Origin of the sequence: Mesorhizobium sophorae, assembly GCF_002270415.1 — a bacterium.
Classification (GTDB): Bacteria; Pseudomonadota; Alphaproteobacteria; order Rhizobiales; family Rhizobiaceae; genus Mesorhizobium; species Mesorhizobium sophorae.
In genome coordinates this window covers 206442-225599 of sequence record NZ_NNRI01000013.1, presented here as the reverse complement: position 1 = coordinate 225599, position 19158 = coordinate 206442, and the positions used below count along the sequence as shown (strand labels likewise).

Sequence of the window (19158 nt, the reverse complement as noted above, 5' to 3'; positions counted from 1 at the left end):
GCGTTGATGCCCCCCTCTCCCCGTCTTGAACGGGGAGAGGGTAAGTGTGAGGAGTTTCGCGCCCGAGGGACGCTTGCGTTCGCGCCACGTCCTCAACTCCAGATCACATGGCGCCGATCCAGATCGCCATGGAAATGAGAAAGGTGCTCATGCAAACCAGTGAGATGACATCCTGAACCAGATCGGTCATAACTCTCTCCTGTTGTTGATATGTTTTTAATTTGTTCTAATTTTGTTCTATTGTCAACGGTCGGAATCCGGCCGCGTCCGGAACTTCCGGGCGATCAAATCGGCAGGGTTAAGGAAAGGTTGACGGGCGTGCGACAACCATCAATGGAGCCGCAATGCGCACTGAGGGCGGGCTGTTCGCGAGCGCGCCAGGTCTGTCGAGACTGAGATCAGCTCGAGCCGAGCGGCACCACTTTGCCGTCGGCCAGCGTGACGCGCCGGTCCATGCGCGAGGCCAGTTCGTGATTGTGGGTGGCGATCAGCGCCGCGAGGCCCGATTGCTTGACCAGCGCCGCCAGCGCCTCGAACACATAGGAGGCGGTGACCGGGTCGAGATTGCCGGTCGGCTCGTCGGCCAACAGCACCAGAGGTGCATTGGCAACCGCGCGGGCAATGGCGACGCGCTGCTGCTCGCCGCCGGAAAGCTCGGACGGACGGTGCGACGCGCGCTTGCCGATCTGCATGTAGTCGAGCAGTTGCGCCGCGCGCTCCGACGCCTCCTTGCGGCTCAGCCCCTTGATGAGCTGCGGCATCATGATGTTTTCCAGCGCCGAGAATTCCGGCAGCAGGTGATGGAACTGATAGACGAAGCCGACATCGTTGCGGCGGATCGCCGTGCGCTCGTCATCTGAGAGCCGGCCGCAGGCACGGCCGGCCAGGATGACGTCGCCGGCATCAGGCCGCTCCAGCAGGCCGGCAGTGTGCAGCAGCGTCGACTTGCCGGTGCCCGACGGCGCCACCAGCGCCACCATCTCGCCGCGCTTCAGCGAGAAATCGGCGCCGTTGAGAATGGTGAGCTTGCGCGGCCCCTGGACGTAGTGCCGCTCGACGCTCTTCAGCTCGATAATGGCCTCGGCCATCATTCATACCTCAAGGCTTCGACGGGATCGAGCCGGGCGGCCCGCCACGCTGGAAACACCGTTGCCAGGAAGGACAGCCCGAGTGCCATCAGGATGACATAGGTCGTCTCGCGCGGATCCATTTTTGCCGGCAGCTGGCTGAGGAAATAGAGCTCCGGGTTGAACAGCACCTTGCCGGTCATCCAGGAGAAGAACTGGCGGATGGATTCGATGTTGGTGCAGATCAGCACGCCGAGCAGCACGCCGGCGATCGTCCCGGTCACGCCGATCGCCGCCCCCGTCATCAGGAAGATGCGCAGGATGGCGCCGCGCGACGCCCCCATGGTGCGCAGGATGGCGATGTCATGCCCCTTGTCCTTCACCAGCATGATCAGGCCGGAAATGATGTTGAGCGCCGCCACCAGCACGATCAGCGTCAGGATCATGAACATGACGTTGCGCTCGACCTGCAGGGCGGAAAAGAAGGTCTCGTTGCGCTGGCGCCAGTCGACGAGGTCGATTGGCCGCTGCGCCGCCTCCTCCACCTTCGGTTTCAGCGCGTCGACATCATCGGGATTGTCGACATAGATCTCGATCGTCTGGGCCCGGCCGTCCATGTTGAAATAGAGCTGTGCCTCCGAGAACGGCATGTAGACGATGGAACTGTCATATTCCGACATGCCGACTTCGAAGATCGCGGTGATCGGATAGCCCTTCATGCGTGGCGTCGTGCCAAGCGGCGTCACGTCGCCGTCGGGCGAGATCAAGGTGATCGTGTCGCCGAGCGCCAAGCCGAGATTCTCGGCCATGCGCTTGCCTATGGCGACGCCCTCGCCGGTGTCGAAACCGGCGATCGAACCCTGCTTGACGTTGGCCGCGACGATGGCGATCTTGCTCAGATCCTCGCCACGTATGCCGCGCACCAGCGCGCCGGTCCCGCCGCCGACATTGCCTTGCGCCAGCACCTGGCCGTCGATCAGCGGGATGGCGTATTTGACGCCGGGCACGCCGTTGATGCGGCCGGCTACCTGTGCGTAGTCCTCAAGCGGCGAATCGAGCGGCTGCGCGATCAGATGGCCGTTGACGCCGAGGATGCGCGTCAACAGCTCCGCCCGGAAGCCGTTCATCACCGCCATCACCACGATCAGCGTGGCAACCCCCAGCATGATGCCGAGGAAGGAGATCGAGGCGATCACCGAGATCACCGTCTCCTTGCGCCGCGAACGCAGGTAGCGCCAGGCAACCATGCGCTCGAAGGTGGAAAAAGGTCCGGCGCCCGCCGATCTTGCCACCGCCACGTCGCTCATGCGGCGCTGCCAAAGCGCTTTTTCGCGTCGGCGATCGGCAGCGTCTCGCGCTCGCCGGTCCTGCGATTCTTGATCTCGATCTCACCTGCGGCAACGCCGCGTGGACCGACGATGACTTGCCAAGGCAGGCCGATCAGGTCGGCGGTGGCGAACTTGCCGCCCGGCCGCTGGTCGGTGTCGTCGTAGAGCACATCGTTGCCGGCGGCGACGAAGGCGGCATGCAGCTCGTCACAGACGCGGTCGCACTCGGCATCGCCCGCCTTCATGTTGATCAATCCGATGTCGAATGGCGCCACCGCTTCCGGCCAGATGATGCCGTTGTCGTCATGACTGGCTTCGATGATCGCCGCGACCAGGCGCGACGGACCGATGCCGTAGGAGCCGCCGGAGACGAAATGATCCTTGCCGTCGGGCCCGGTCACCTTGGCGCCCATCGGCTTGGAGTATTTGTCGCCGAAATGGAAGATATGGCCAACCTCGATGCCGCGCGCCGAAACCTTGTCGCCTTCGCCGATCTTTTCCCAGGCCGCCTCGTCATGCATCTCGTCGGTGGCGGCGTAGGGCGTCGTCCATGTCTTGACGATGTCGCCGATCTCGGCGTCGTTGGCGAAGTCGGTCTTCTCTCCGGGCACATCGAGCGAAAGATAGTCGCGATGGCAGAAAACCTGGCTCTCGCCGGTGTCGGCGAGGATGATGAATTCATGGCTGAGATCGCCACCGATCGGCCCGGTGTCGGCCCGCATCGGAATCGCCTGCAGGCCCATGCGCGTAAACGTCCTGAGATAGGACACGAACATCCTGTTGTAGGCCGCCTTGGCGCCCTCGAAGCCGAGGTCGAAGGAATAGGCGTCCTTCATCAGGAATTCGCGCGAACGCATGACACCGAAGCGCGGCCGCACTTCGTCGCGGAACTTCCACTGGATGTGGTAGAGATTGAGCGGCAGGTCCTTGTAGGACTTCACGTAGGCGCGGACGATCTCTGTGACCACTTCCTCATTGGTCGGGCCGTAGAGCATGTCGCGGTCCTGCCGGTCCTTGATGCGCAGCATCTCCTTGCCGTAGTCATCGTAGCGGCCGCTTTCGCGCCACAGATCCGCCGACTGGATGGTCGGCATCAGGATTTCCAACGCACCGGCGCGATTCTGCTCCTCGCGGATGATCCGGCAAACCTTGTCCAGGACCCGCTTGCCGAGTGGCAGCCACGAGAAACTGCCCTGCCCCTGCTGGCGGATCATGCCGGCGCGCAGCATGAGCCGGTGCGAGACGATTTCGGCCTCGCGCGGATTTTCTTTGAGGATAGGCAGGAAATAGCGCGACAAACGCATGGACTGGTCCGTGAGTGAGGATGGCCGCGCGGGAATCGGCGCGACACGGGCTTGCTTGCCCCGGCTTCATAGCCATTTCATGGCGGAATGGAAACCCGGACGCATCGATCCGAAAATCGGAAATCGGCTTCGGAAAGGCACGATACATGGGGTCGAACGTGCCTGAGCGTCCTCGCGCGTACCTCGGACACCCGGCGTTCCAGGGATGCTGCAGTGCCGCGCGCGTCTTACTGGTCGTTTCCCAAGCAAAGCCTGCCACACTATTGTGCAGTGCAGCACGAGAATGCCCGTTTCAAGGCAAAATTCTTCGTGACATTTTCATTCGCGTTGGGCTAATGTGCCCCGATAACCGAGAGGGTAGAGAAAAATCTGCTCTCCTACGCGGTCAAAGTCTTGGGAGGATGCGATCTAGGCGCGGTAACTCGCTGCCGCCGGAAACCGGAAACAGATCGGACGCGTTTAAATTGCAAGGCCTTGTGCCTTGCATTTTTTTTGTGCAAACATCTGGTTAGCAGCAGAGATTGATAAACTGGATGACCTTGCGTCAACCGGCACAAGGCCAGAATCGCCATGGCCTCCAGGCGATATCGTGTCGATCTCGAATCGGCTGAAACGCGGCCTGAAAACGGCCTATTTCGTTGGCGTCTGACTGAATTCCGGAATGATGTGCGGCACCTCGTCGAGGCTGTATCCCAACCCTTTCGTCAGGCCGTAGAAAATGCCCATGAGAACCGCCGTGGCGACGGTGGTTCGCAGGATGGCGCGCAGCATATGCGGGCCGCGCGGCGCACTTGGAACCGTGCCCAGCGTCACGTCGTGATCGTCGTCCTGTGTCCTGACGCTGAACGGCAGCACGACGAACAGCACGATCCACCAGGTGGCGAAGAAAAGTGCGGTGAACGATACCCAGCTCATGATTGCTCCAGTTCGATCAGCGTACCGAAGAAATCCTTCGGATGCAGGAACAGCACCGGCTTGCCATGCGCACCGGTCTTCGGATTGCCGTCACCCAGCACGCGCGCGCCTGCGGCCTTGAGCTGGTCGCGTGCGGCCAGAATGTCGTCGACCTCGTAGCAAAGATGGTGCATCCCGCCGGACGGATTCTTCTCCAGGAAGGCGGCGATCGGCGAGCCCTCGCCCAGCGGCTCCAGAAGTTCGATCTTGGTGTTGCCGACATTGACGAACACCACGGTCACACCGTGCTCCGGCAGTGCCTGCGGCTCCGTCACTTCGGCGCCGAGCGTGTTGCGATAGGCGGCGACGGCCACAGCCAGATCCGGCACTGCAAGCGCAACATGGTTCAGGCGACCGAGCATATCCGAGCATTCCCTTCTGGGTCCCGATGGCTGGCGTCATACGTCAAATCGACTGATATCAACAGCCTTTCACCAGGCGCGCACTGTCGCACTTTGACGAGCCGTCCTCGAACGCTCTTGAACGGACAGAGAGTTTCAAAATCACCGCCCAGGCTGTTCCAACCGGCAACTGCGAAGTACAAACGGCAAATGTTCGACGCCCACCCTTCCCGCCCACGCGTTTTCACATTCGGTCTTGGCTCATTCAAAGTTGCCGCTTTGCTCGATGCCGTCGATGTTCGCAACAACCTTGCATCGGCCCTGGCACCTGGACAGTCGTCAACCGCAGTGCACGAACTCGCTGTCTCGAACTTCATCGACCGCGATCGCCACGAGCACTGTTTCATCCCGACGCTGATCGACACCGGTTCCGAAAAGATCCTGTTCGACACCGGATGCGGAGATGCGGACAGTTCGCTTTTGGATTGTCTGCAGGACCTTGGGCTCGGGCCTGATGACATTGACGTGGTGATCATCACCCACGGGCACCCGGATCACATCGGAGGACTTGTGAAGGATGGCGAACCCGTTTTCAGGCGAGCACGCTATGTATTCGGCGCGGCGGAATTCAGCTTCTGGACCGAGGGAAATGCGGTGCGCGAGGCCAGATTGAAAAATCGTGATCTATTCAGGCGCATTTGCAGCAACCTGGCCGACCAGGCAGCATTCATAGCGCCCGGAGACAAGGTTGCGCCTGGCATTGCCGCCATCGACGCAGCCGGTCATTCTCCCGGGCTGCTGGCGTTTCTCGTCGAAAGCGACGGACAGCAATTGCTCATCTGGTCGGACGCCTTCCTGCACTATGTCGTGTCCATCCAGCGGCCGGATTGGCGTGCCGATCTGGATGATGACAAAGACCTGGCGATCGAGACCCGCAGGCGACTGCTCAAGATGGCCGCTGAACAGCGTCTGCTGGTCGCCGGCTATCACATGCCATTTCCAGGTCTGGGCTATGTCGAGCAGGTGGACGGCTCTTTTCGCTGGCTTCCCGTCAGCTATCAGCTGAACGTGTAGCGAACGCTGCCACCCTCACCGGGTGACAAACACCGTCACAAGCGGTTTCTTGCCCCAGGCTTCGTTGGCAGCGCCGCGCACAGCGCGCCGTACTGCCTCTTGCACCAGGTCGAGATCCTTTCGCCGCTGGCGGGGGATCGAATCCACCGCGCCGACTGCCGCATCGATCATCAGATCTTCGAGCGCCTCACCGCTTGCATCGGCCTCAGCGACGCCGATGGCGACCAGATCGGGATCGCCGGCAAGCTCATATTTGTCGTCGAGCACGACATTGACCGCGACATGGCCGGCAAAGGACAGCTTGCGCCGATCGCGAATGCCCATCGCCTGATCGGTGCCGATCAGACTGCCGTCCTTGTAGATGCGCCCGAACGGCACCTGGTCGATGATGGTGGCGGGACCGGGAGCGAGCCTGAGCATGTCGCCGTCTCGCACCTGCGCCACCTGGCCGATGCCGGAGGTCGACATCAGCGACCCCTGCGCCACCAGATGCGCCGCCTCGCCATGCACGGGAACGCCGATCTGCGGCCGCACCCATTCGTACATCTTGCGCAATTCGCTGCGCCGCGGGTGGCCGGAAACATGCACCAGCGCGTCGCCGTCCTCGATGATCTTGATGCCGAGGTCGATCAGGCGGTTCTTGATCTCAAGGATCGCCTTTTCATTGCCGGGGATCGTGCGCGAGGAAAACACCACTGTATCGCCGGCCGTCAGCGACACCGATTTCATTTCTTCGCGTGACAACTTGGCCAGCGCCGCCAAAGGCTCGCCCTGGCTGCCGGTGCAGATGATCACCAGGTTTTCGCGCGGAATGAAGCCAAAATCCTCTTCGGCGATGAACTCAGGCAACCCGTCCATGTAGCCAAGTTCATCGGCGACATCGATCACCCGCTTCAACGAACGGCCGAGCACGAGGCACTGGCGGCCGGCATCCCGCGCCGCCTTGGCAATGGAGATGATGCGGCCAACATTGGAGGAGAAAGTGGTGACGGCGACGCGGCCCTTGGCAGCTTGGATGACGCCCTTGAGGCCCTCGCCCACGGCGACTTCCGAAGGCGACTCGCCTTCCCGCAGCGCATTGGTCGAATCGCAGATCAGCGCCAGAACACCCTTGTCGCCATAGGCGCGGAACCGCGCCTCGTCGGTCTTCGGGCCGATCGTCGGCTCCGGATCGATCTTCCAGTCGCCGGTGTGGATGACGGTGCCGGCCGGCGACGTGATCGCCAGCGACATCGGCTCGGGAATAGAGTGCGCCACGGGAATGGCTTCGATCTCGAACGGGCCGACCGTGAATTTCTCGCCCGCCCGGTAAATGGTCAGCGGGATCTTCGGCGCGCCCTGCTCGCCCTGCCGCTTGGCTTCGAGCAGGCCGGCGCTGAACGGCGTCATCCAGACCGGTGCCTTCAGCTTCGGCCAGGTGTCGAGCAGCGCGCCGTAATGGTCTTCATGCGCATGCGTGATGATGATGCCGCGCAGATTGGCGAGGTTCTCCTCGATGAAGCGCGTGTCGGGCAGCACCAGGTCGACGCCGGGCAGGCTGGCGTCGGGGAAAGTGACGCCGACATCGATGACGATCCACTCGCGCGCGCTCGGCGGGCCGTAGCCGTAGAGGGCGAAGTTCATGCCGATCTCGCCGACGCCGCCGAGCGGCACGAAGACGAGTTCGGCGTTTTCCGCATTCGCCATGATTTTTCCCTTCCTGGCCCTCAGGCCAGCCCGTTAGACGCGGGCAGACGCCACCGCGCCGAAATGCACGTCGCCGGCGGCGATCGTCAGAATAGAACCTTCATCGTCGCGGATCACGAAACGGCAGTCCTCGTCAATGGTTTCAAACACGCCGCGCACCACATTACCGTCAATTCTGACAGCAACCTCGCCGCCAAGCCCCGCAGCCCGTGCCAGCCAGCGTTGCCTGACGGCGGCAAGTCCGCGCCCCTCATCCCACAACCGGGCATTCTCGCTCCAGGCATCCGACAGCGCCAGAAACAATGTTTCCGCATCGCATGTCGCGCCCAGCGCGCGCAATGAAGTTGCCGGATAAGGCAAATCCTCGGGATATGCCACAACATTGACGCCGATGCCGACAGCCACCGCGAAACGGCCGCCGTCCAGGATCGCCGATTCCAGCAGGATGCCGGCCAGCTTGGCGCCCGAGGCAAGCACGTCGTTCGGCCATTTCAGCTCGAAACGGTTTTTGCCCGCACTTGCGCCGTCGAGGCCTATGGCGATCCGGCGCTTCGGCACGACCGCGTCGAGTGCATCGGCCAGCGCCAGCCCGGCTACGAAGCCAAGCGTCGCGGCAAGGCGAAGTTCGGCAGTGGTGATGACAAGCAGCGTCGCCGCGAGGTTGCCTTCCGGCGTCGCCCAGACACGGCCGCGCCGCCCGCGCCCGCTTTCCTGCTTCTTGGAAACGACCCACAATCTGCCGGGGTCGCCGGCCCGGGCATGGTCCAGCGCCAGCGCATTGGTGGAGCCGACGCTGTCATGTGCCTCGAGCCGGAACCCTTCCGACGCCGAGGTAGGAGCCAGCCGAAACGCCATGCCGTTTAGAAAAATGTCTTGGCGGCGGCTTCGGCATAGGTGCCGATCGGCCCGCCGATCAGCACGTAGAACAGCACGAAGGCGCCACTGACGCCGAGCACCAGGCGCAGTTCACTCGCCATCGGCACAAAGCCGCCAACCGGCTCGTCGAACCACATGATCTTGATGATGCGCAGATAGTAATAAGCACCCACCACCGAGGCCAGCACGCCGATGATCGCCAGCGCGTAGAGGTTGGCGTTGATGGCGGCGAGGAAGACGTACCATTTCCCCCAGAAACCGGCGAGCGGCGGAATGCCGGCCAGCGAGAACATCAGGATGGTCAGGATCGTCGCCATGATCGGGTTGGTCGACGACAGGCCGGCCAGGTCGCTTATCTGCTCGACATTGCCTTCCTTGCGCCGCATGGCGAGGATGAAGGCGAAGGTGCCGAGCGTCATCACCAGGTAGATCAGCATGTAGATGGCAACGCCACGCACGCCCGCCTGGCTGTTGGCGGCAAGGCCGACCAGCGCATAGCCCATGTGGCCGATCGAGGAATAGGCCATCAGTCGCTTGATGTTGGTCTGGCCGATCGCCGCGAAGGCGCCGAGCGCCATCGAGGCGATCGAGATGAAGACGACGATCTGCTGCCAGTCCGAGGCGATCGGCTTGAACGCGCCCATGGTGACGCGCACCATCAGCGCCATCGCCGCCATCTTGGGAGCAGCCGCCAGGAAGGCCGTCACCGGCGTCGGCGCGCCTTCATAGACGTCGGGCGTCCACATGTGGAACGGCACCGCCGAGATCTTGAAGGCAAGGCCGGCCAACACGAAGACCAGACCGAAAACCAGGCCAAGCTGGCGCTCGCCGCTGCCCAACGCCGTGGCGATCTCCTGGAAGCCGGTGTTGCCGGTGTAGCCGTAGACCAGGCTGATGCCATAGAGGAGCATGCCCGACGACAGTGCGCCTAGGACGAAATACTTCAGGCCGGCCTCTGTCGAACGCAGATTGTCGCGGTTGATCGCCGCCAGCACGTAGATCGCCAGCGACTGCAGTTCAAGGCCGAGATAGAGCCCGATCATGCTGTTGGCCGAGATCATCAGCATCATGCCGAGCGTGCAAAGCAGGATCAGCACCGGATATTCGAATTTGTCGAAATGCTCCGCTTTGGCAAAGCGCATCGACATCACCAGCGTCACCGCCGAGCCGATCAGCGCCAGCACCTTCATGAAGTGGGCGAAGGAATCCTGGATGAAGGCATTGCCATAGGCGCTGCCCTGCCCCGTGCGGAAGACCAGCCAGGCGCCTGATATCACCAGCACGGCGACGGCGAGGCCGGTCACCGTATTGGCGGTGTTGGCGCGCGAATAGGCGCCGACCATCAGCAGCGCCAGCGCGCCGATGGCGAGGATCAGCTCTGGCGTCGACAGCGACAGGCTGGAGAGAAGGTCCGGCGTCATGGTTCGCAAAACCCTTGGGTTAATTCGCCGCCGCGGTCTGCGCGGCGCCGATGGATGCAGTGACATTGGTGACGAGCGACTTGACCGATTGCGCCGTCGCGTCGAAGACGGGCGCCGGATAGACGCCGAAGAATATGACCAGCACGACCAGCGGGTAGATGATCACCTTCTCGCGCGGCGACAGATCGAGCAGGCCCTTCAGGCTGTCCTTGGTCAGCGCGCCGAAAATCACCCGGCGATAGAGCCACAGCGCATAGGCTGCCGACAGGATGACGCCGGTGGCTGCGAAGAACGCCACCCAGGTGTTGACCCGGAAGACGCCGAGCATGGTCAGGAACTCGCCGACGAAGCCGCTGGTGCCGGGCAGGCCGACATTAGCCATGGTGAAGACCATGAACACGGTGGCATATTTCGGCATGTTGTTGACCAGCCCGCCATAGGCGTCGATCTCGCGCGTGTGCATGCGGTCGTAGATAACGCCGACGCACAGGAACAGCGCGCCCGAGACAAGGCCGTGGCTGAGCATCTGGAAGATCGCGCCCTGCACGCCTTCCTGGTTCATGGCGAAGATGCCCATGGTCACGAAGCCCATATGGGCGACCGAGGAATAGGCGATCAGCTTTTTCATGTCCTCCTGCATCAGCGCCACCAGCGAGGTGTAGATGATGGCGACAACCGACAGTGTGAACACCAGTGGCGCGAACATTTCTGACGCCAGCGGGAACATCGGCAGCGAGAAGCGCAGGAAGCCGTACCCGCCCATCTTGAGCAGGATTGCTGCCAGGATCACCGAGCCCGCCGTGGGCGCTTCGACATGCGCGTCAGGCAGCCACGTGTGCACCGGCCACATCGGCATCTTCACCGCGAAGGAGGCGAAGAAGGCGAGCCATAGCCAGGTCTGCATGTTGGCCGGGAAATTGTGCGTCAAAAGCGTCGGGATGTCGGTCGTGCCGGACTGATAGAACATCGCCATGATGGCGAGCAGCATCAGCACCGAGCCGGCCAGCGTGTAGAGGAAGAACTTGAAAGAGGCATAGACGCGCCGCTTGCCGCCCCAGACGCCGATGATGATGAACATCGGGATCAGGCCGGCCTCGAAGAAGACGTAGAACAGCACGATGTCCAGCGCGCAGAACACGCCGATCATCAGCGTTTCGAGCAGCAGGAACGCGATCATGTAGGCCTTGACGCGCTTCTCGATCGCCTCCCACGAGGCCAGGATGCAGAGCGGCATCAGGAACGTCGTCAGGATGACGAACAGCATTGAAATGCCGTCGACGCCCATATGGTAGGAGATGCCGGAGTCGAGCCAGGCAACCTTCTCGACGAACTGGAAGCCCGCTTGCGAATTGTCGAAGCCGGTCCAGATGAACAGCGAGATGATGAACGTGAACGTCGTCGTCAACAGCGCGATGGCGCGGATGTTGCGGCGCGCGTTTTCACTGTCATCATTGATGAACAGGATGAGCAGCACACCAACCAGCGGCAGGAAGGTGACCAGCGAGAGGATTGGCCAGGCGGTCATCAGAGCATCATCCAGGTGACGAGTGCGGCAACGCCGATCAGCATGGCGAAGGCATAGTGGTAGAGGTAGCCGGTCTGCAGCTTGACGACGCGGTCGGTGACATCGATGACGCGCGCCGAGATGCCGTCAGGACCAAGACCGTCGATGATGGTGCCGTCGCCGGTCTTCCACAGGAAACGACCGAGCCGCTTGGCTGGCCGCACGAACAGGAAGTCGTACAGCTCGTCGAAATACCACTTGTTGAGCAGGAAGGCGTAGAGCAAGCGGTGGTTGGCGGCGACGCTTCGCGGCAATTCCGGCGAGCGGATGTAGAACTTCCAGGCCAGCGCTAAGCCGATCAGCATGGCGATGAAGGGCGAGAGCTCGACCCACAGCGGCAGTTCGTGGATTTCGTGCAGGATGTGGTTGTCCGGCAGTGTGAACAGCGATGCCTTCCAGAACTCGGCATAGCCCTCGCCGATAAAGGCGCCGTGGAAGATGATGCCGGCGAACAGCGCGCCAGCGGCCAGGATGAACAGCGGCACCAGCATCACCGGCGGCGATTCATGGACGTGGTGCATCACCTCATGGCTCGCCCGCGGCTCGCCATGGAAGGTCATGAAGATCAGCCGCCACGAATAGAAGGAGGTGAAGCAGGCGGCAATGACCAAAAGCACGAAGGCGAGGCCGGCAACTGAATTGTGGCCGGCAAAGGCGCTTTCGATGATGGCGTCCTTGGAGAAGAAGCCGGCGGTGCCGATGACCGTCACCGGAATGCCGACACCGGTCAGCGCCAGCGTGCCGATCACCATCATCCAGTAGGTGGTCGGGATCAGCTTGCGCAGGCCGCCCATGTTGCGCATGTCCTGCTCGTCGGAGACGGCGTGGATGACCGAGCCCGAGCCGAGGAACAGCAGCGCCTTGAAGAAGGCATGCGTGAACAGGTGGAAGATCGCGGCACCGTAGGCGCCGACGCCGAGCGCCACGAACATGTAGCCGAGCTGCGAACAGGTCGAATAGGCGATGACGCGCTTGATGTCGTTCTGGACGAGGCCGACGGTCGCCGCGAAGAAGGCGGTGAAGGCGCCGATGAAGGTCACGACCGTCAGCGCCGAATGCGACAGTTCGAACAGCGGCGACAACCGCGCCAGCATGAACACGCCCGCCGTCACCATGGTGGCGGCGTGGATGAGTGCGGAGACCGGCGTCGGGCCTTCCATGGCGTCCGGCAGCCAGGTGTGCAGCGGCACCTGCGCCGACTTGCCCATGGCGCCCATGAACAGCAGCAGGCAGACGATCGTCATTGCCGACTGCTTGTCGAGCGCGTGCCCGAGGAAGGTCAGCACGGCGGCACCTTGCGGCGCGCCTTCGGCTGGTATGAACGTCGCCGCATTGGCGAAGATGGTGCCCAGATTGACCGAACCGAACAGCACGAACAGACCGAAAATGCCGAGCGCGAAGCCGAAATCGCCGACGCGGTTGACGACGAAGGCCTTGATCGCGGCGGCGTTGGCCGACGGCTTCTTGTACCAGAAGCCGATCAGCAGGTAGGACGCGAGACCCACCCCTTCCCAACCGAAGAACATCTGCACCAGATTGTCGGCGGTCACCAGCATCAGCATGGCGAAGGTGAACAGCGACAGATAGGCGAAGAAGCGCGGCCGGTTCGGATCGTGGTGCATGTAGCCGATCGAATAGATGTGGACCAGCGCCGACACCGTGTTGACCACCACCAGCATCACCACCGTCAGCGTGTCGATCCGGAGTGCCCAGGACGCTTCCAATCCGCCCGACTGGATCCAGCGCAGCACCGGCACGGTGAACACCTCGCCATGGCCGAAGCCGACGCTGAAGAACGCAACCCACGACAGCACCGCCGCGATCACCAGGAAGCCTGAGGTGATGTATTCGGACGCCTTGGCGCCGAGCGACGTGCCGAACAGGCCGACGATCAGGAAGCCGAGCAGGGGAAGGAAGACGATGGCCTGGTACATGGTGGTTCCGTCAACCCTTCATCATGTTCACGTCTTCGACCGCGATCGAGCCGCGGTTGCGGAAGAAGACGACGAGAATGGCAAGTCCGATGGCAGCCTCGGCCGCCGCGACCGTCAGCACGAACAGAGCGAACACCTGGCCGACCAGATCGCCGAGTGCCGCCGAGAAAGCGACGAAGTTGATGTTGACCGCGAGCAGGATCAGCTCGATCGACATCAGGATAACGATGACGTTCCGGCGGTTCAAAAAGATGCCGAACACGCCGAGCGTGAACAGGATCGCCGATACGGTCAGATAATGTGCGATGCCGACGACCATCTCAGACTCCTTCGCCCGACTTGACCTTGCGGATTTCCATGCCGGTCGCCGCGGTGCGGCCGACCTGGGCTGCGATCGACTGCCGCTTGACTCCTTCCTTATGGCGCAGCGTCAAGACGATGGCGCCGATCATGGCGACCAACAGCACGAGGCCGGCAATCTGGAAGTAGTAGAGGTAGTCCGTATAGAGGATGTCGCCGAGTGCTGCCGTATTCGAGCGCGTGGCGAGGTCCGGAATTGGCTTGGACACCGTCGAGGCGAGCTGCGGTGCGAATGTGTAACCGCCGAGCACGACGATCAGCTCCGCCGCCAGGATCAGCCCGACCAGCGCGCCGATCGGCGCATACTGCAGCGCGCCTTCCTTCATCTCTGCGAAATCGACGTCGAGCATCATGACGACGAACAGGAACAGCACCATGACCGCGCCGACATAGACGACGAGCAGGATCATCGCCAGGAACTCGGCGCCGGTCAGCATGAACAGGCCGGCCGCGTTGAAGAAGGTCAAGATCAGGAACAGCACCGAATGCACGGGGTTGCGCGACGAAATGACCATGAACGCCGACGCCACCGCGACAAAGGCGAAGAGGTAGAAAAAGGCCGCCTCTAGTCCACTCAGCATGGGGTTCCCCCGGGTTCCTGTTCGAGCATGACGCTTGCGTCAGGTTCGATTTATGCCACCGCCTCCGGTAAGCAAGTTTCGTGTTCCTATCGCATGTTCCGATCGGGTTGAAAGACCCGATCGAAAGAAACATGCGACACTCTGAATTCCGGAGGATGATCTCGTCCGAAAAGTCTGCAACTTTTCGGGATCATCCTCTGGACGAGGCCCCTCGCCCCGTCCATGCGTCAAATATCAGCGATACGGCGAGTCCAGCGAGATGTTGCGCGCCAGTTCGCGCTCCCACCGGTCGCCATTCGCCAAAAGCTTGTCCTTGTCGTAGTAGAGCTCTTCGCGCGTCTCCGTCGCGAATTCGAAATTCGGCCCCTCGACGATGGCGTCGACCGGGCAGGCTTCCTGGCAGAAGCCGCAATAGATGCATTTCACCATGTCGATGTCGTAACGCACCGTGCGGCGCGTGCCGTCATTGCGGCGCGGACCGGCCTCGATGGTGATCGCCTGCGCCGGGCAGATCGCCTCGCACAGCTTGCAGGCAATGCAGCGCTCCTCGCCGTTGGGATAGCGGCGCAACGCATGCTCGCCACGGAAGCGCGGGCTGGTCGGCCCCTTCTCGTGCGGATAGTTGATCGTCTCCTTCGGTGCGAAGAACTGGCGCATCGACAGGAAGAAAGCGCTGACGAAATCCTGCAGCAGCAGCGATTTTGCGGCTTGGGACAGAGCGGACATCACGCAAACCCCGTGATCTTGAGGAAGGCGGCGGTGGCGACCACCATGAACAGCGAGATAGGCAGGAACACCTTCCAGCCGAGCCGCATCAGCTGGTCGTAGCGGTAGCGCGGCACGAAGGCCTTCACCATGGAGATGCCGAAGAACACGAAGCAGACCTTCAGCACGAACCAGATGACGCCCGGCACCCAGGTGAACGGCGCGAAGTCGAAGGGCGGCAGCCAGCCGCCGAGGAACAGGATGGTGGCCAGCGCGCACATCAGCACGATGGCGACATACTCACCGAGGAAGAACAGCAGGAACGGCGTCGACGAGTATTCGACCATGTGGCCGGCGACCAGTTCCGATTCGGCTTCCACCAGGTCGAAAGGCGGCCGGTTCGTCTCGGCCAGCGCCGAGATGAAGAAGATGACGAACATCGGGAACAGCGACAACCAGTGCCAGTCGAGGAAGGTATTGGGCAGGCCGAGCTTGGTGCCCAGCCCATCCTGCTGCGACAGGACGATATCGGACAGGTTGAGCGAACCGGCGCACAAAAGCACGGTGACGATGACGAAGCCGATCGAGACTTCATAGGACACCATCTGTGCGGCCGAGCGAAGCGCACCGAGGAACGGATATTTCGAGTTGGACGCCCAGCCGCCCATGATCACGCCATAGACCTCGAGCGAAGAGATGGCGAAGACATAGAGGATGCCGACATTGACGTTGGCGATCGCCCAGCCCTGGTTGACCGGAATGACCGCCCAGGCCGAGATCGCCAGCACCGCCGACACCAGCGGCGCCAAAAGGAACACGCCCTTGTTGGCGCCTGACGGGATGACAGGTTCCTTGAAGACGAACTTCAAAAGATCGGCGAAGGCCTGCAGCGTGCCCCACGGGCCGACGACGTTCGGGCCGCGGCGCAACTGCACCGCCGCCCAGATCTTGCGGTCGGCGTAGAGGATGTAGGCGACGAAGATCAAAAGCACGACGATCAGCACGACCGACTTGAGAAGGATCAGCAGCGCCGGCAGCACGTAGAAGGAGAAGAAAGTGTCCATGCTTATTCCGCCGCCTGCTTGAAGCCGCTCTTGGCCAGTGCCGAGCATTCCGCCATCACGGCCGATGCCCGCGCGATCGGGTTGGTCAGGTAGAAGTCCGTGACCGGCGAGGTGAAGGTGCCCTTGTTCAGCCGCCCGCCGAGCTTCGCCACCTTGGCGATGTCCTCGGCATTGCCGGCCGCGACCTGATCGATGCGGGCCAGATGCGGAAATTCGCCATAGAGCTTCGCACGCAGCTGCGGCAGCGAATCGAACGGCAGCTTCTTGCCCAGCACGTCCGACAGCGCCCGCAGGATCGCCCAGTCCTCGCGCGCATCGCCCGGCGCGAAGCCGGCGCGGTTGGTCTGCTGCACGCGGCCTTCGGTGTTGACATAGGTGGCCGACTTTTCGGTGTAGGCTGCCGCCGGCAGGATGACATTGGCACGGTGCGCGCCCTGGTCGCCATGCGTGCCGATATAGACGACGAAAGCGCCGCCGGTCTTGGCAATGTCGATTTCGTCGGCGCCGAGCAGGAACAGCAGTTCCATCTCGCCCAGCATCCCGGCGACGTTCTTGCCGCTCTCGCCCGGCACGAAGCCGAGATCGAGGCCGCCGACGCGACCGGCCGCATTGTGCAGCACTGCAAAGCCGTTCCAGTCCGCCCTTGCGGCGTTGACGGCGGCGGCGAGCTTTGCCGCTTGGCCGAGCACGGCCGCCCCATCGGCGCGCGCCAGCGCGCCCTGGCCGACGATGATCAGCGGATGCGTCGCCTTCTTCAGCGTCTGGAAGAACTTGCCATTGCCGTCGGCCAGATCCTTCAGCGAATCCGGTCCGGCGCCCAGTTGTTCATAGTCGTAGCGCGTGTCGCCGACATCGCCGATGACGCCGACCGGCAGATTGCCGATCCGCCAACGCTTGCGGATGCGCGCGTTGAGCACCGAGGCTTCATAGCGCGGATTGGCGCCGATGATCAGCACCGCGTCGGCCTGCTCGATGCCCTCGATGGTCGGGTTGAAGATATAGCTGGCCCGGCCGAGCGCCGGATCGAGTGCCGCGCCGTCCTGACGGCAGTCGGTGTTCTTCGAACCGAGCGAAGCCATCAGCAGCTTCAGCGCGTAGATTTCCTCGACCGCGGCCAGATCGCCTGCAATGGCGCCGATCTTTTCTGGTGTCGTCTTCGACACCGCATCCTTGATCGCGGCGAAGGCCTCGGCCCAGCTTGCCGGTGCCAGTCTGCCATCCTTGCGCACATAGGGGCGGTCGAGCCGCTGCGTGCGCAGACCGTCCCAGATGAAGCGAGTCTTGTCGGAGATCCACTCCTCGTTCACCTGCTCGTTGACGCGCGGCAGGATGCGCATCACTTCGCGGCCGCGGCTGTCGACGCGGATCGCCGAGCCGACGGCGTCCATCACGTCGATGGATTCGGTCTTGGTCAGTTCCCACGGCCGCGCCTGGAAGGCAAACGGCTTCGAGGTCAGCGCGCCGACCGGGCAAAGGTCGATGACATTGCCCTGCAGCTCCGAGGTCATCGCCTGTTCGAGATAGGTGGTGATCTCGGCGTCCTCGCCACGGCCGATCAGGCCGAGTTCGGAAATGCCGGCGACTTCGGTGGTGAAGCGGACGCAGCGCGTGCAATGGATGCAGCGGTTCATCACCGTCTTGACCAGCGGGCCGATATACTTGTCTTCGACCGCGCGCTTGTTCTCGTGATAGCGCGACGAATCGACGCCAAAGGCCATCGCCTGGTCCTGCAGGTCGCATTCGCCGCCCTGGTCGCAGATCGGGCAATCCAGCGGATGGTTGATCAGCAGGAATTCCATCACGCCCTCGCGGGCCTTCTTGACCATCGGCGTGTTGGTGAAGATCTCCGGCGCCTCGCCATTCGGGCCGGGGCGCAGGTCGCGCACGCCCATGGCGCAGGAGGCCTGCGGCTTGGGCGGTCCGCCCTTCACCTCGATCAGGCACATGCGGCAATTGCCGGCGATCGACAGCCGCTCATGGAAGCAGAAACGCGGCACTTCCGCGCCAGCGTCTTCCGCCGCCTGCAGCAGCGTGTAGTGGTCGGGTACAGTGATCTCTTTCCCGTCGACCTTGAGCTTTGCCATTCGCCTCAAACCCCTGCGGATTTCCCGCAATCTCTTGTCCCGGGCACGATCGAAACCGCACCCGGCATTTCATTCATTTCCCGACGGCGAGTGCCGACGCCTGGGCAGTCCAATCGTCACGGACGATACGGCCGGTGAGCGACAAATAATCCTCGACCCAGGCAACCTCTTCCGGCACCCATGCGGCGATCTGGGCATATGTCCAGATACCCAGGCCATTGAGAACCTTCTCCAGCTTCGGACCGATGCCCGATATCGCCTTGAGGTCCGACGGCTCCGCCGGCTTGTCCATAGCCTTCGGCTGCCTGAAATCCTCCGGCATCAACCCGGCCGGAGCCGGGCCTGCTGCTGGGCCGCCATCGGCGACCGGCACTGCGTCGGCTGCCTCCCTGGCAACCATGTCAGTCACGTCCTGCGCGAAGGATTGCGCTTCGGCAATCAAGGTCTTGGTCGCCGCGCGGGCGGCCTTGGAGGCGCTCTTTTCCGTCTCCGGGAAGCGCTCGGTGCGCGCCTCGAAATCATCGACGATCGGCTGCAGCAGCCGTTGCGAGGCTTCGGCAGCCCCCGAGAGTGCGCCCAGCCAGACGCCGAAGGCGTGGTTCGCCAGCCCGATGCCGAGCGCCGACATCGCCGCGGCACCCGCCACAGGATGCGCGAGAAGGTTGACGGCGCTCGCCATCTCCTTCGGCATCATCCTGGTCAGATCCTGGTTCATCTTCTCGAACTGGTCCAAATTGGGCATCAATGGGTAGGGTGTCGAATACGGCGCCATAGATATCTCCTGGTCGTTTCTTCGTTCGCCCGCCCCGGTTGTC

General features: G+C 62.6%; 17 protein-coding genes. 1 reads left to right on the top strand and 16 read right to left on the bottom strand.

What is annotated here, in order from left to right; genetic code table 11:
• Positions 1–398 precede the first annotated feature (398 nt).
• The 5 genes from CGZ66_RS20330 to mce all read right to left on the bottom strand — a co-directional run bounded on the left by CGZ66_RS20330 (position 399) and on the right by mce (position 5015).
• Positions 399–1091 carry an ABC transporter ATP-binding protein gene (locus tag CGZ66_RS20330; RefSeq protein ID WP_206073731.1) on the bottom strand — a complete coding sequence of 231 codons (693 nt, stop codon included), beginning with the start codon at positions 1089–1091 and terminating at the stop codon, positions 399–401.
• Positions 1088–2374 carry a lipoprotein-releasing ABC transporter permease subunit gene (locus CGZ66_RS20325; RefSeq protein ID WP_095087257.1) on the bottom strand — a complete coding sequence of 429 codons (1287 nt, stop codon included), beginning with the start codon at positions 2372–2374 and terminating at the stop codon, positions 1088–1090. Before CGZ66_RS20325 ends, CGZ66_RS20330 begins: the two co-directional genes overlap by 4 nt.
• The gene (gene proS / locus CGZ66_RS20320) at positions 2371–3699 is read right to left on the bottom strand and encodes a proline--tRNA ligase (protein ID WP_095087255.1); all 1329 of its coding nucleotides are present in this window, start codon (positions 3697–3699) and stop codon (positions 2371–2373) included. The genes CGZ66_RS20325 and proS overlap by 4 nt, the downstream gene beginning before the upstream one ends.
• Before the next feature lie 630 nt (positions 3700–4329).
• Positions 4330–4614, bottom strand: coding sequence for a DUF1467 family protein (locus CGZ66_RS20315; protein ID WP_095087253.1), 285 nt, complete (start codon positions 4612–4614; stop codon positions 4330–4332).
• The gene (gene mce / locus CGZ66_RS20310; RefSeq protein ID WP_095087251.1) at positions 4611–5015 is read right to left on the bottom strand and encodes a methylmalonyl-CoA epimerase; all 405 of its coding nucleotides are present in this window, start codon (positions 5013–5015) and stop codon (positions 4611–4613) included. The genes CGZ66_RS20315 and mce overlap by 4 nt, the downstream gene beginning before the upstream one ends.
• A gap of 189 nt (positions 5016–5204) precedes the next feature.
• On the opposite strand from mce, the gene CGZ66_RS20305 reads away from it, so the two are divergent.
• A complete protein-coding gene (locus CGZ66_RS20305) occupies positions 5205–6068 on the top strand; it encodes an MBL fold metallo-hydrolase (protein ID WP_095087248.1) in 864 nt (287 codons plus the stop codon).
• Positions 6069–6083: 15 nt separating this feature from the next.
• On the opposite strand, the gene CGZ66_RS20300 is transcribed toward CGZ66_RS20305, so the two are convergent.
• The 11 genes from CGZ66_RS20300 to CGZ66_RS20250 form a co-directional block, all read right to left on the bottom strand.
• Entirely contained in the window at positions 6084–7754 is a 1671-nt protein-coding gene (locus CGZ66_RS20300) for a ribonuclease J (RefSeq protein WP_095087246.1), read from the bottom strand.
• A gap of 33 nt (positions 7755–7787) precedes the next feature.
• Complete coding sequence (locus CGZ66_RS20295; protein WP_095087241.1) at positions 7788–8609, bottom strand: biotin--[acetyl-CoA-carboxylase] ligase; 822 nt, start codon at positions 8607–8609, stop codon at positions 7788–7790.
• A gap of 5 nt (positions 8610–8614) precedes the next feature.
• A complete protein-coding gene (gene nuoN / locus CGZ66_RS20290) occupies positions 8615–10051 on the bottom strand; it encodes an NADH-quinone oxidoreductase subunit NuoN (protein ID WP_095087239.1) in 1437 nt (478 codons plus the stop codon).
• Positions 10052–10070: 19 nt separating this feature from the next.
• Positions 10071–11576 carry an NADH-quinone oxidoreductase subunit M gene (locus tag CGZ66_RS20285; protein WP_095087237.1) on the bottom strand — a complete coding sequence of 502 codons (1506 nt, stop codon included), beginning with the start codon at positions 11574–11576 and terminating at the stop codon, positions 10071–10073.
• The gene (gene nuoL / locus CGZ66_RS20280) at positions 11576–13549 is read right to left on the bottom strand and encodes an NADH-quinone oxidoreductase subunit L (protein ID WP_095087235.1); all 1974 of its coding nucleotides are present in this window, start codon (positions 13547–13549) and stop codon (positions 11576–11578) included. The genes CGZ66_RS20285 and nuoL overlap by 1 nt, the downstream gene beginning before the upstream one ends.
• A gap of 10 nt (positions 13550–13559) precedes the next feature.
• Positions 13560–13868, bottom strand: coding sequence for an NADH-quinone oxidoreductase subunit NuoK (nuoK, locus tag CGZ66_RS20275; protein ID WP_023676620.1), 309 nt, complete (start codon positions 13866–13868; stop codon positions 13560–13562).
• A gap of 1 nt (position 13869) precedes the next feature.
• Positions 13870–14490, bottom strand: coding sequence for an NADH-quinone oxidoreductase subunit J (locus CGZ66_RS20270; protein WP_095087233.1), 621 nt, complete (start codon positions 14488–14490; stop codon positions 13870–13872).
• Positions 14491–14724: 234 nt separating this feature from the next.
• Complete coding sequence (gene nuoI, locus CGZ66_RS20265) at positions 14725–15216, bottom strand: NADH-quinone oxidoreductase subunit NuoI (RefSeq protein ID WP_023812382.1); 492 nt, start codon at positions 15214–15216, stop codon at positions 14725–14727.
• Positions 15216–16259 (bottom strand): NADH-quinone oxidoreductase subunit NuoH, encoded by a 1044-nt coding sequence (gene nuoH, locus CGZ66_RS20260; protein WP_095087231.1) that lies wholly within the window; start codon positions 16257–16259, stop codon positions 15216–15218. Before nuoH ends, nuoI begins: the two co-directional genes overlap by 1 nt.
• Positions 16260–16261: 2 nt before the next feature.
• Complete coding sequence (gene nuoG / locus CGZ66_RS20255; protein ID WP_095087229.1) at positions 16262–18343, bottom strand: NADH-quinone oxidoreductase subunit NuoG; 2082 nt, start codon at positions 18341–18343, stop codon at positions 16262–16264.
• Positions 18344–18416: 73 nt separating this feature from the next.
• Positions 18417–19115, bottom strand: coding sequence for an NADH-ubiquinone dehydrogenase (locus CGZ66_RS20250; RefSeq protein WP_095087227.1), 699 nt, complete (start codon positions 19113–19115; stop codon positions 18417–18419).
• Between the last annotated feature and the right edge of the window lie 43 nt (positions 19116–19158).